Here is a 12951-nt window from a genome sequence, read left to right as displayed (position 1 = left end):
GGCCGCCCTGCTCGGGGACATCTACCGGAACCAGCTCGGCGGTGACGCCAGTAACGGCGGCCTGACCCGGGCCATGCAGCTTGCCTGCCAGCGGCTCGAGGGCGCTTTCACGCTCCTCGCCGTCCACGCCGACCAGCCCGATGTCGTGGTCGCTGCCCGCCGGAACTCCCCGCTCGTCGTCGGCCTCGGCGACGGCGAGAACTTCCTCGGCTCCGATGTCTCCGGCTTTATCGACTACACCCGGCGCGCTGTGGAACTCGGCCAGGACCAGATCGTCACGATCACCGCCGACTCCGTGGAAATCACGGACTTCTACGGCGCCCCCGCAGAGGGCAAGGAATACCACGTCGACTGGGACCCTGCCTCTGCCGAAAAGGGCGGCTTCCCGTCCTTCATGGAAAAGGAAATCCACGACCAGCCGGACGCCGTGCGGCAGACCCTGCTGGGCCGCTCCGACATCCACGGCAAGCTGACGCTTGATGAACTCCGTGTTGATCCGGAGCTGCTCAAGCACGTCAACAAGATCATCGTCCTGGCCTGTGGCACTTCCGCATACGCCGGCCAGGTGGCGAAGTACGCCATTGAGCACTGGTGCCGGATCCCCACCGAGGTCGAACTCTCGCACGAATTCCGCTACCGGGATCCGATCGTGGACGAGAACACGCTGATTGTCTCCATCTCCCAGTCCGGCGAGACCATGGACACCCTTATGGCGGTCCGCTACGCCAAGGAGCAGGGCGCCAAAACGGTGTCCATCTGCAACACCAACGGGTCCACCATCCCGCGCGAATCGGACGCCGTGCTCTACACGCACGCCGGACCCGAGATTGCCGTGGCCTCGACCAAGGCGTTCCTGGCCCAGATCACGGCCGCTTACCTGCTGGGCCTTTATTTGGCACAGCTGCGCGGCAACAAGTTCCAGGGCGAGATCAAGGACATCCTGGCTGACCTGGGCAAGATTCCGGCCAAGGTTCAGCGCATCCTCGACAACGAGGCTCAGATCAAGGAACTCGGCCAGTCCATGGCTGACGCCAAGTCCGTGCTGTTCCTGGGCCGCCACGTCGGTTTCCCGGTGGCGATGGAGGGCGCGCTCAAGCTCAAGGAGCTCGCGTACATCCACGCCGAGGGCTTCGCCGCAGGAGAACTCAAGCACGGCCCGATCGCGCTGATCGAGGAAGGCCAGCCCGTCTTCGTGGTGGTCCCGTCCCCGCGCGGCCGCGACTCGCTGCACGCCAAGGTGGTCTCCAACATCCAGGAAGTCCGTGCCCGCGGCGCCAAGACGATCGTGATCGCCGAAGAAGGCGACGAGGCCGTCAAGGCGTACGCCGAACACGTGTTCTACATCCCGGAGACCCCGACGCTCCTGGCGCCGCTGCTCGCCACGGTTCCGCTGCAGATCTTCGCCCTCGCACTCGCCTCGGCCAAGGGTTACGACGTGGACCAGCCACGCAACCTGGCCAAGAGCGTGACCGTAGAATAACGCCATGATTGTTGGCATAGGCGTAGACGTCGTAGACATTGAGCGGTTCGGGCGCCAGCTCGAGCGCACCCCCGGGCTGCGCGACAGGCTGTTCGTCCCGGCCGAGCGGGAACTGAACACGCGGTCCCTCGCCGCGCGGTTTGCCGCGAAGGAGGCCGTGGCCAAGGTTCTGGGGGCGCCGGCCGGCATGAACTGGCAGGACTGCTGGATCGGGCTGGACCAGAACGGCCCCACCGTCCAGGTCAAAGGCACCGTGCTGGCCGTGGCGGAGTCCAAGGGCGTCAAGCGCTGGCACTTGTCCATGAGCCACGACGGCGGGATCGCCACGGCGACGGTTGTCGCCGAAGGCTGAGACGGCCGTCCAGACAGAACCGGCCCCAGCGCCAAGCATTCCCCAGCGACCGCGAATGGACTGAAACCATGATCAGCGCCTACACCGGAACCCAGGTGCGTGAGGCCGAAAAGCCATTTCTCGACGACACACTGGGCTCCGGTGCGGGCGTTGTTCTTATGCAGCGGGCCGCGTACGGCCTAGCCAACGCCGTGATCCGCGAACTGCGGGGCCGCGGGCAGCGGCTGTACGGCTCGAGCGTGACCGTGCTGGCGGGCAAGGGCAACAACGGCGGAGACGGGCTCTTCGCCGCGGCGCTGCTGGCCCGCCGCGGCATGCGCACGACGGCGGTGCTCACCGCGGGCGCGGCCCACGACGCCGGGCTGGCGGCGTTCCGGAAGGCCGGCGGGCATGCCGTGGCCCTCACCGGGGACAACGCCGCCGAACTCGCCGCGCTGGCCGGCGGCGCCGACGTCGTGATCGACGCAGTCCTCGGGACCGGAGCCCAGGGCGGGCTGCGCGGACCGGCCGCCGAACTGGTAGCGGCTATGGAACGTGCCCGGCCTGGCTCCCGTTCCCCCTTGGTGGTGGCCTGCGATATCCCCAGCGGGGTAGACGCGGACACGGGGGAGGCGCACGCGCCGGTGCTGGCGGCCGACATGACTCTAACTTTTGGGGCCGCCAAGGCCGGCCTGCTGGCGGACCCGGGCGCGGACTTCGCGGGCGCCATCCGGGTGGTCCCGATCGGAATCGAGCAGGCGCTGCCATGGCCTTCCCTGCGACGGCTTGAGGCCGCAGACCTTTCCGCCCTCCTGCCGCGCCCGCAGCGGCGGGCGCACAAGTACTCCCGGGGGGTGCTGGGGGTGGTCGCGGGCTCCGGCGCTTATCCCGGCGCCGCGGTGCTGGCCTGCCAGGGCGCCCTGGCAGCCGGCGTCGGAATGGTGCGTTACCTGGGGCCGCCGGACGTCGCCGACCTGGTCCGCCGTTCCTGCCCCGAGGTGGTGTGCAGCGCCGGCGCCGTGGCCGACACGCACGTTCAGGCCTGGCTCGTCGGCTCCGGACTGGATGACACCGATGAGGAGCAGCTGCAGCGCGCCCGCGACGCCGCCGACTCGGGCCTGCCCACGATCGCCGACGCCGGCGCGCTGCCGGCCCTGCCTGATGTGCTGGCCCCGCAAGTGATCCTGACACCCCACGCGGGCGAACTGTCGGCATTGCTTCAGCGCCTCGGGGTTGTGTTGGACCGCTCCGCGGTCGAAGCATCCACCCTCAGCGCAGTGCGGCGGGCTGCGGGCCTGACCGAAGCCACCGTGCTGCTCAAGGGCGCCACGACCCTTGTGGCCTCCCCCTTCCAGGACTTCTACAGCCAGTCCGAAGGCACCCCCTGGCTCGCCACGGCAGGCAGCGGCGACGTCCTGGCCGGAGTCATCGGCGCACTGCTGGCGCAGTTGGGCGCCGACGTCGGGCGCTTCGGTGCATACGACATCGACCCCGACGCCAGATGGGCGGCGATCGCGGCGATGGCAGCCAGCATCCACGGTCTTGCCGGAGTCCGGGCTTCCCGCGGGGGACCGGTGACAGCAACGGCCATCGCGCGTGCCGTTCCGGAGGTGATGCGGGAGCTGTAACAAACTGCGGCGCCCCGAGCGCCCGGGCAAATACTAACCCTACTTACAAGTAGTCTGTCTAGAGAATATTCGTTCCGCACGAGGAGTACACATGGAAGTCTGGCCCGGATCGGCTTACCCGCTGGGAGCCACTTTTGACGGCACCGGCACCAATTTTGCCCTGTTCAGCGAGCGCGCCGAGCGGGTGGAACTGTGCCTCCTTGCTGACGACCTCACCGAAACCCGGATCGAACTGACCGAAGTGGACGGCTACGTGTGGCACTGCTACCTGCCGCAGGTCCAGCCCGGCCAGAAGTACGGCTACCGGGTCCACGGCCCGTACGAACCCGAACACGGCAACCGCTTCAACCCGAACAAGCTGCTGATGGACCCCTACGCCAAGGCCGTCCAGGGCCAGATCGACTGGGACCCGGCGCTCTTCACCTACGAATTCGGCGACCCCGACTCGCGCAATGACAGCGACTCGGCTCCGCACACCATGCACGGCGTCGTCATCAACCCGTTCTTCGAGTGGGACGGCGACCGCCAGCTGCGGATCCCCTACCACCAGTCGGTCATCTACGAGGCGCACGTCAAGGGCCTGACCGAGCTCCACCCGGAAATTCCCGAAGAGCAGCGCGGCACCTATGCCGGCGTGTCCCACCCGGCCGTGATTGAGCACCTGAAGAAGCTCGGCGTTACCGCGATCGAGCTCATGCCCGTCCACCAGTTCGTCAACGACGGCACCCTGGAGGAGAAGGGCCTCAACAACTACTGGGGCTACAACACCATCGGCTTCTTCGCGCCGCAAAACACCTACAGCTCCTCCGGCGACGTCGGGCACCAGGTGCAGGAATTCAAAGCCATGGTCCGCGAGCTGCACAAGGCCGGCATCGAAGTGATCCTGGACGTCGTCTACAACCACACCGCCGAAGGCAACCACCTCGGCCCCACGCTGTCCTTCAAGGGCATCGACAACCAGGCCTACTACCGGCTGGTGGACGGCGACCTGAAGCACTACATGGACTACACCGGCACGGGCAACTCCCTCAACGTCCGGCACCCGCACTCCCTTCAGCTGCTGATGGACTCCCTGCGCTACTGGGTGACGGAAATGCACGTCGACGGCTTCCGCTTCGACCTCGCCTCCACTCTGGCCCGCGAGTTCTACGACGTGGACAAGCTGTCCACCTTCTTCGAACTCATCCAGCAGGACCCGATCGTCTCCCAGGTCAAGCTGATCGCCGAGCCGTGGGACATCGGCCCGGGCGGCTACCAGGTGGGCAATTTCCCGCCGCAGTGGACCGAGTGGAACGGCAAATACCGCGATACGGTCCGCGACTTCTGGCGCGGCGAGCCCTCGACCCTGGGCGAATTCGCCTCCCGCCTGACCGGTTCCGCGGACCTCTACGAAAGCTCTGCCCGGCGCCCGGTGGCCTCGATCAACTTCGTCACGGCGCACGACGGCTTCACCATGCGCGACCTCGTGTCCTACAACGAGAAGCACAACGACGCCAACGGCGAAGGCAACAACGACGGCGAATCCCACAACCGCTCCTGGAACTGCGGCGAGGAAGGGGACACGGACAACGACCACGTCCTGACCCTCCGCGCCCGCCAGCAGCGTAACTTCATCGCCACCCTGCTGCTCTCGCAGGGCGTCCCGATGCTCCTGCACGGCGACGAGCTCGGCCGCACCCAGCAGGGCAACAACAACACCTACTGCCAGGACTCCGAGCTGAGCTGGATCCACTGGGACGCGATGGACCAGCCGCTGGTGGAGTTCACCGCCGTCGTCAACAAGATCCGGCACGACCACCCGATCTTCCGCCGCAGCCGCTTCTTCGACGGCCGCCCTGTGGTCCGCGGTGAGGGCGAGAAACTGCCGGACATCGTCTGGCTGAAGACGGACGGCACCGGAATGCTCCCGGAGGACTGGGGCAGCGGCTTCGGCCGGACCATCGGTGTGTTCTACAACGGCCACGGCATCCAGGAACAGGACTCCCGTGGACGCCGGATCACTGACGACAGTTTCCTGCTTGGCTTCAACGCCCACGACGACGACGTGGACTTCGCCCTGCCGGCCGAGGAGTACTCACGGTTCTGGGACGTGCTGGTGGACACCGCGGACCAGGCGGACACTGAGGCGCCGCTGAAAGCCGGGTCTGTGCTGAAGCTGGCGGCAAAGTCGATGGTGGTGCTCCGGGCCCACTCCGGCCCCGAGGTGGAGGTGGACTACTCCGCGGCAGCCTCCCTCGCCGCGATGGCCGAGCACGAGGATTCGGCGGATGCCGGTTCTGCGGTCACGGCACCGGAAGCTGCGGCGGACCCGGCACCGGAGGCTCCGGCGGCGCCGGAACCGGAGGCTCTGGCCGAGTCGGCGCCGGAGCCCCCGGCAACCGGCGCCTCCAAGGGCTCCGCGAAAGCCTCCGGCTCGAAAAAGGCGGGGGCCGACAAGCCGAAGACGCCGAAGGGCCGGGCTAAATGAGAACCCCCGTCTCGACGTACCGGCTGCAGATCCGGCCCGGGTTTACGCTGCAGGACGCCGCTCAGGCCGTGCCATACCTGAAGTCGCTGGGCGTGGACTGGATCTACCTCTCGCCGATCCTCACGGCGGAGCGCGGCTCGGACCACGGCTACGACGTCACCGATCCCTCCGCCATTGATCCGGACCGGGGCGGCGCGGACGGCCTGCTGGCGGCGTCGGCCGCCGCGCGGGAGGCCGGCATGGGCGTGCTGGTCGACATCGTGCCCAACCACGTCGGCGTCGCGACCCCGGCCCAGAACCCATGGTGGTGGTCGCTCCTGAAGGAGGGGCAGCAGTCCCGCTACGCGCAGGCGTTCGACGTCGACTGGGACTTCGGCGGCGGCCGGGTACGGATCCCGGTGCTGGGGGACGACTCCGACGTCGACGCGCTGGAAATCAAGGACGGGGAACTGCGGTACTACGACCACCGGTTTCCGCTTGCAGAGGGCACGTATACCGCAGGTGACTCCACTGCCGACGATCCCCGCGAGGTCCACGACCGTCAGCACTACGAACTGATCGGCTGGCGCCGGGCCGACACGGACCTGAACTACCGCCGGTTCTTTGCCGTCAACAGCCTGGCCGGAATCCGGGTGGAGATCCCCGAGGTCTTCGATGAAGCCCACGCGGAGGTTGTGCGCTGGTTCCGGGAAGGGCTCGTCGACGGGCTGCGGATTGACCACCCGGACGGCCTCGCCGATCCGGAGGGATACCTGCACCGGCTGCGGGAGGCCGCGGGCGGCAGCTACCTGCTGATCGAGAAGATCCTGGAACCGGGCGAGGCCCTGCCGGCCGGCTTCGCGTGCGAGGGCACCACCGGCTACGACGCCCTAGCTGACGTGGACCGGGTGTTCGTCGACGCCGCGGGCCAGGGCCCGCTTGACGCGCTCGACGCCGAACTGCGCGGCGGCGCTGCCGACTACGAGGACATGATCCGCGGCACCAAACGCCGGATCACGGACGGAATCCTGCACTCGGAAATGCTCCGGCTGGCTCGGCTGGTCCCTGCTTCGGCAGGACTGGGCCAGGAAGCCGCGGCGGACGCACTGTCCGAGATCATCGCCGCGTTCCCGGTCTACCGCAGCTATCTTCCGGAGGGTGCGGACGTCCTGAAAGAGGCATGCGAACTCGCGGTCCGCCGCCGCCCCGAACTGGAAGGCGCCGTCGGCGTGCTGCTGCCGCTGCTGCTCGACGCGCAGGCCGAACTCGGCATGCGCTTCCAGCAGACCTCCGGGATGGTCATGGCAAAGGGCGTGGAAGACACCGCGTTCTTCCGCTACACCCGGCTGGGCACCCTGACCGAAGTCGGCGCCGACCCCACCGAGTTCGCCGTGGCACCGGAGGAATTCCACACCCGGATGGCCCGGCGCCAGGCCGAGCTGCCGTTGTCCATGACAACCCTCAGCACCCACGACACCAAGCGCAGCGAGGACACGCGGGCCCGGATCTCGGTCCTGGCCGAGCTCGCACCGGAATGGCAGGCATCCCTGCACCGGCTGCAGACGCTGGCGCCGCTGCCGGACGGCCCGCTGGCCAACCTGCTGTGGCAGGCCGTCGCAGGCGTCTGGCCCGCAGACCGCGACCGGCTGCAGTCCTACGCGCAAAAAGCCGCCCGGGAGGCCGGGAACTCGACCAACTGGATCGATCCGGACGAGGCCTTCGAGGCGAAACTTGCAGCCGCCGTCGACGCCGCCTTCGACACCCCGGAGGTGACCGACGAACTGGAATCCCTCGTGGCCCTGCTGGAGCCCTACGGGGCCGCCAATTCCCTGGGCGCCAAGCTCGTGCAGCTCACCATGCCCGGGGTGCCGGACGTCTACCAGGGCACCGAATTCTGGGACCGCTCGCTGACCGATCCGGACAACCGGCGGCCGTTCGACTTCGGTGCCCGCCGGCGCGCCCTCGCCGCGCTCGACGCCGGTGAGCGTCCGGCGTCGTTCCTGGACGAGGCAGCGAAACTCCTCGTCACGTCGCGGGCCCTGCGGCTGCGCCGGGACAGGCCGGAGCTGTTCACCGGGTACACCCCGGTCACCGCCACGGGCGCCGCCGCAGCGCACCTGCTCGCCTTTGACCGCGGGACTCCCGCAGCCCCGGGCGCGCTGACGCTCGCCACCCGGCTGCCCCGCGGCCTCGAGCAGCGCGGCGGATGGCAGGACACGACCGTCGAGCTCGCCGCGGCCATGGCCGATGAACTGACCGGTGCCACACACGGTCCGGGCACCGTGGCCGTGGGGGAGATCCTGCGGGACTACCCCGTGGCCCTCCTGGTGCCCACCGCCTAAGCAGTCCTTCGATATGGGGAATAGTACCGACATGGGGAACGGAAGAATGCCATGACCTTGCCTGCACACGGAAGCGACCGCTTCGATCTCTGGGCACCGGAAGCGCAGGCCGTCACGCTCCTCGCTGACGACCGGAAGTACGACATGACCCGCCGCGGCGCGGAGGCGCCCGGCTGGTGGACCGCCGCCGGGGCGCCCGCCGACGGGGACGTGGACTACGGCTACCTGGTGGACGGGGATCCCACCCCGCTGCCGGACCCGCGGTCCCGCCGCCAGCCCGCGGGCGTGCACGCGCTCTCCCGCACGTTCGACGCCGGACGCCACCAGTGGGCTGACGGCCAGTGGGCGGGGCGGGAGCTCAAGGGCGCCGTCATCTACGAACTCCACGTGGGCACCTTCACGCCGGAGGGAACACTGGACGCCGCGGCAGGGAAGCTGGCGTACCTGGCGGAGGTGGGCATCGACTTCGTCGAGCTGCTGCCGGTCAACGGGTTCAACGGCACCCACAACTGGGGCTACGACGGTGTCCTCTGGTACGCCGTGCACGAAGGCTACGGCGGACCCGCCGCGTACCAGCGCTTCGTGGACGCCGCCCACGCCGCCGGCCTGGGCGTCATCCAGGACGTTGTCTACAACCACCTCGGCCCCAGCGGGAACTATCTTCCCCGCTTCGGGCCCTACCTGAAATCGGGGGAGGGCAACACCTGGGGCGACTCGGTTAACCTGGACGGCCCGGAATCGGACGAGGTGCGCCGCTACATCCTGGACAACGCCGCGATGTGGCTGCGGGACTACCACGTGGACGGCCTGCGGCTGGACGCCGTGCACGCCTTCAAGGACGAGCGCGCCGTGCACCTGCTGGAGGACTTCGGCGCCCTCGCCGACGAAATAGCCGCCGAGACCGGACGTCCGGCCACGATGATCGCGGAATCGGACCTGAACAACCCGCGCCTGCTCTACCCCCGGGACGCCAACGGGTACGGGCTGGCCGGGCAGTGGAGCGATGACTTCCACCACGCCGTCCACGTCAACGTCAGCGGCGAAACCACCGGCTACTACGCCGACTTCGACTCGCTCGGGGCTCTGGCCAAGGTCCTGGAGCGCGGGTTCTTCCACGACGGCAGCTACTCCAGCTTCCGCGCCCGCCACCACGGCCGGCCCATCGACCCGGCTCAGGTCCACCCGGCCGCGCTGGTGGTGTGCAGCCAGAACCACGACCAGATCGGCAACCGGGCCACCGGGGACAGGCTGTCCCAGACCCTGGGCTACGGGCCGCTCGCGCTCGCCGCCGTCGCCACTCTGACCTCGCCGTTCACGCCCATGCTGTTCATGGGCGAGGAATACGGGGCCACCACCCCGTGGCAGTTCTTCACCTCCCACCCGGAACCGGAGCTGGGCAAGGCGACGGCCGAGGGCCGGATCAGGGAGTTCGAGCGCATGGGCTGGGACCCCGCCGTCGTCCCTGACCCGCAGGATCCGGAGACCTTCACCCGGTCCAAGCTGGACTGGGCCGAGGCCTCGCGAGGGGACCACGCCCGCCTCCTGGAGCTGTACCGGGCACTCATCGCGCTGCGCCGCACCACGCCGGACCTGACTGAACCCGGCTTCGAGGACACCGCCGTCGATGTCAGCGAGGACGAGGGCTGGCTGCTGCTGCGCCGCGGTACTCACCCACTAAGGCAGGATATGACGTATGACATATTTGGCAGCTGATACCCGCTACGACTCCATGCCCTACCGCCGCGTGGGGCGCAGCGGCCTGAAACTCCCGGCCATCTCACTGGGCCTGTGGCACAACTTCGGCGACGACAAGCCGTTCGAAATCCAGCGCGCCATCCTGCGCCGCGCCTTCGACCTGGGCGTCACCCATTTCGACCTCGCCAACAACTACGGCCCGCCCTATGGCAGCGCCGAGACCAACTTCGGCCGCCACTTCAAGGACGACTTCAAGCCGTACCGCGACGAGCTGATCATCTCCAGCAAGGCCGGCTATGACATGTGGCCGGGCCCGTACGGCAACTTTGGCTCCCGCAAGTACCTGCTGGCCAGCCTGGACCAGTCGCTGGGCCGGATGGGCCTGGACTATGTGGACATCTTCTACAGCCACCGCCCGGACCCCGAAACGCCGATGGAAGAAACCATGGGCGCCCTGGACCAGGCCGTGCGCTCCGGCAAGGCGCTCTACGCAGGCATTTCGTCCTACACCCCGGAACAGACCATTGAGGCTGCGGGGATCCTCAAGGAACTCGGCACCCCGCTGCTGATCCACCAGCCCAGCTACTCCATGCTCAACCGCTGGACCGAGAACGGCAGCCCCAACCTCTTCGAGGCGCTGGAGCAGGTGGGCGCCGGGTCCATCGCGTTCTCGCCGCTGGCCCAGGGCATGCTCACCGACCGTTACCTGAAGGGCATTCCGGCCGACTCCCGGGCCGCCCAGCACAAGTCCCTGGGTGAATCCATGATCACCGAGGAAAAGCTGGACCGCGTGCGCGGGCTCAACCGGATCGCAGAGGGCCGCGGGCAGACGCTCGCGCAACTGGCCATCGCCTGGATCCTGCGCGATCAGGGCAAGGGCTCGTCGGTCACGTCCGCACTGGTGGGCGCTTCCAGCGTCCGGCAGCTCGAGGACACCTTGTCTGCGATCAACAACCTGGATTTCACGGCCGATGAGATCGACGCGATCGATGAATTCGCCGTCGAATCAGACATCAACCTGTGGGCCCAGAAGCCGTAGGCGCCGCAGTTAACACAAGCGCCGGGGCCGCCGGGGAACAACCGCGGCCCCGGCGGCGTTGACTAGACTACTAAGGGCGCCTTACGGCGTCGTGTCCGCCTGCCGCCCGCACAACTGATGCATTAGATCAGAGTGCGGCCGCGCCGGTCACCCTTGTTTCTCAAAAGGAGTTCCGTGTCTTCACATCCGATTCGTGTTGCAATCGTCGGCGTAGGTAACTGCGCCGCTTCGCTGGTCCAGGGCGTCCAGTACTACAAAGATGCCGACCCCAAGGCCACGATCCCGGGCCTGATGCACGTGGAGTTCGGCCAGTACCACGTCGGCGACGTCCAGTTCGTTGCCGCGTTCGACGTGGACGGCAAGAAGGTGGGGCAGGACCTGTCCGACGCCATCCTGGCCAGCGAAAACAACACCATCAAGATTGCCGATGTCCCGCCGACCGGCGTCACGGTCCAGCGCGGCCACACCCTGGACGGCCTGGGCAAGTACTACCTCGAGACCATCGAGCAGTCTCCGGAGGAGCCGGTCGACGTCGTCCAGGCCCTCAAGGACGCCCAGGTTGACGTCATGGTCTGCTACCTGCCGGTCGGCTCCCAGCAGGCCGCCGAGTTCTACGCCCAGTGCGCGATCGATGCCGGCGTGGCGTTCGTCAACGCCCTGCCGGTCTTCCTGGCCGGCACCAAGGAATGGGCGGACAAGTTCACCGCCGCGGGCGTGCCGATCGTGGGCGATGACATCAAGAGCCAGATCGGTGCCACCATCACGCACCGCGTCATGGCCAAGCTGTTCGAGGACCGCGGCGTCACCCTGGACCGCACGTACCAGCTGAACGTCGGCGGCAACATGGACTTCAAGAACATGCTCGAGCGCGACCGCCTGGAGTCCAAGAAGATCTCCAAGACCCAGGCCGTCACCTCCAACGTCGAGGCCGAGCTCGCAGCCAAGGACGTCCACATCGGCCCGTCCGACTACGTCCAGTGGCTCGATGACCGCAAGTGGGCCTTCGTCCGCCTTGAGGGCCGCAACTTCGGCGACGCCCCGGTGTCCCTGGAATACAAGCTCGAAGTCTGGGACTCGCCCAACTCCGCCGGCGTGATCATCGACGCCATCCGTGCCGCCAAGATCGGCCTGGACCGCGGCATCGGCGGCCCGCTGGTTTCGGCGTCGAGCTACTTCATGAAGTCGCCGCCGGAGCAGTTCAACGACGACCTCGCCCGTGAAAAGGTCGAGGCCTTCATCCGCGGCGACCTGGAGCGCTAACCGCCCCCGCTGCCGCCCTGCCTCCGGACGCTCCCTCACGTTTGGCGTGTTCCAACCCGACGCTCCCTCACCAATGGTGGGGGAGCGTCGTCGTTTTCGGATTGGGGCCGGGGATGCTCCCTCACCTTTGGCCGATACCGACCCGATCCTCCCTCACGTCTTGCAGACATCGGCGGCTCGCTGCCTCAGATTGCGCTGGAAAAGCCAGCTGCGGCCGGCGGGCTGAGGTATGAGGTGCGGAGGATTCGCTTCATCTTGGTGACGGCGCCGGAGAAGCCATCCGCGAGGTCATCTTTTGTCAGGACGAGCACTGTCCATCCGGCTGCCTCGAAGGCCTTGTCACGGCGGCGGTCGCTGAAGATCTGTGCGGGGAGCAGGTGGTGCCCGCCGTCGTACTGAACCGCCAGCCGCCGACGGCGATACCCGAGGTCCGCCGTCGGCGCGGCAGGACTGTCCGGTCGCAGCGGGAGCTGCAGTTCCGGTTCCGGGAGCCCGGCGTCGCACATCGCTAGCCGCAGCAACGTCTCCGGCGCTGAATCCGAGCCCACGCGCATCAAGTCCAGTGCGGCACGGGCGCGGACGATTCCCTGCAGGTTCGGGTGACGGCCCACCATCCAACGCAGCTCATCGATGGTCGCAAAGGGATCACTGCGCCCTTCCAACCCCAGTCGGGGAATCCGCACCAGCTCGTCGCCCAGGCAGACCAACTCCGGCAGGCTCAACCGCAGGG

8 protein-coding genes and 1 pseudogene are annotated in these 12951 nt (G+C 67.9%); 8 read left to right on the top strand and 1 reads right to left on the bottom strand.

Features of this window, described 5'->3' with window-relative positions:
* The 8 genes from glmS to Y706_RS0105320 form a co-directional block, all read left to right on the top strand.
* The coding region (gene glmS / locus Y706_RS23815; protein WP_043434913.1) for a glutamine--fructose-6-phosphate transaminase (isomerizing) at positions 1–1480 on the top strand (1480 nt) is incomplete at its 5' end.
* 4 nt (positions 1481–1484) lie between these two features.
* Complete coding sequence (locus tag Y706_RS0105350; RefSeq protein WP_018773713.1) at positions 1485–1832, top strand: holo-ACP synthase; 348 nt, start codon at positions 1485–1487, stop codon at positions 1830–1832.
* 68 nt (positions 1833–1900) lie between these two features.
* Positions 1901–3439, top strand: coding sequence for an NAD(P)H-hydrate epimerase (locus Y706_RS0105345; protein WP_028275763.1), 1539 nt, complete (start codon positions 1901–1903; stop codon positions 3437–3439).
* Positions 3440–3530: 91 nt separating this feature from the next.
* Complete coding sequence (gene glgX / locus Y706_RS0105340) at positions 3531–5906, top strand: glycogen debranching protein GlgX (RefSeq protein ID WP_028275762.1); 2376 nt, start codon at positions 3531–3533, stop codon at positions 5904–5906.
* On the top strand, positions 5903–8227 hold the full coding sequence (gene treY / locus Y706_RS0105335) for a malto-oligosyltrehalose synthase (RefSeq protein WP_028275761.1): 2325 nt from the start codon (positions 5903–5905) through the stop codon (positions 8225–8227). Before glgX ends, treY begins: the two co-directional genes overlap by 4 nt.
* A 51-nt stretch (positions 8228–8278) precedes the next feature.
* Positions 8279–9940, top strand: a complete 1662-nt coding sequence (gene treZ / locus Y706_RS23810) for a malto-oligosyltrehalose trehalohydrolase (RefSeq protein ID WP_253906694.1) — start codon at positions 8279–8281, stop codon at positions 9938–9940.
* Positions 9921–10961, top strand: coding sequence for an L-glyceraldehyde 3-phosphate reductase (mgrA, locus tag Y706_RS0105325; RefSeq protein ID WP_028275760.1), 1041 nt, complete (start codon positions 9921–9923; stop codon positions 10959–10961). Before treZ ends, mgrA begins: the two co-directional genes overlap by 20 nt.
* 174 nt (positions 10962–11135) lie before the next feature.
* Complete coding sequence (locus Y706_RS0105320) at positions 11136–12221, top strand: inositol-3-phosphate synthase (protein WP_018773719.1); 1086 nt, start codon at positions 11136–11138, stop codon at positions 12219–12221.
* Positions 12222–12406: 185 nt separating this feature from the next.
* On the opposite strand, the pseudogene Y706_RS23805 reads toward Y706_RS0105320, so the two are convergent.
* Positions 12407–12951, bottom strand: a pseudogene (locus Y706_RS23805) (endonuclease domain-containing protein); the annotation flags it as partial.

Origin of the sequence: Arthrobacter sp. I3, from assembly GCF_000520575.1 — a bacterium.
In the GTDB taxonomy this organism is placed as follows: domain Bacteria; phylum Actinomycetota; class Actinomycetes; order Actinomycetales; family Micrococcaceae; genus Arthrobacter; species Arthrobacter humicola_A.
The sequence above is the reverse complement of the archived record's forward strand: the minus strand, read 5'-3'. Positions and strand labels throughout refer to the sequence as shown.

What these genes read in the sequence shown, in the direction of transcription:
- Y706_RS0105345 (WP_028275763.1), top strand. Translation starts at nt 1,901, where the DNA reads ATGATCAGCGCCTACACCGGAACCCAGGTGCGTGAGGCCGAAAAGCCA.
- mgrA (WP_028275760.1), top strand. Translation starts at nt 9,921, where the DNA reads ATGACATATTTGGCAGCTGATACCCGCTACGACTCCATGCCCTACCGC.
- treZ (WP_253906694.1), top strand. Translation starts at nt 8,279, where the DNA reads ATGACCTTGCCTGCACACGGAAGCGACCGCTTCGATCTCTGGGCACCG.
- treY (WP_028275761.1), top strand. Translation starts at nt 5,903, where the DNA reads ATGAGAACCCCCGTCTCGACGTACCGGCTGCAGATCCGGCCCGGGTTT.
- Y706_RS0105350 (WP_018773713.1), top strand. Translation starts at nt 1,485, where the DNA reads ATGATTGTTGGCATAGGCGTAGACGTCGTAGACATTGAGCGGTTCGGG.
- glgX (WP_028275762.1), top strand. Translation starts at nt 3,531, where the DNA reads ATGGAAGTCTGGCCCGGATCGGCTTACCCGCTGGGAGCCACTTTTGAC.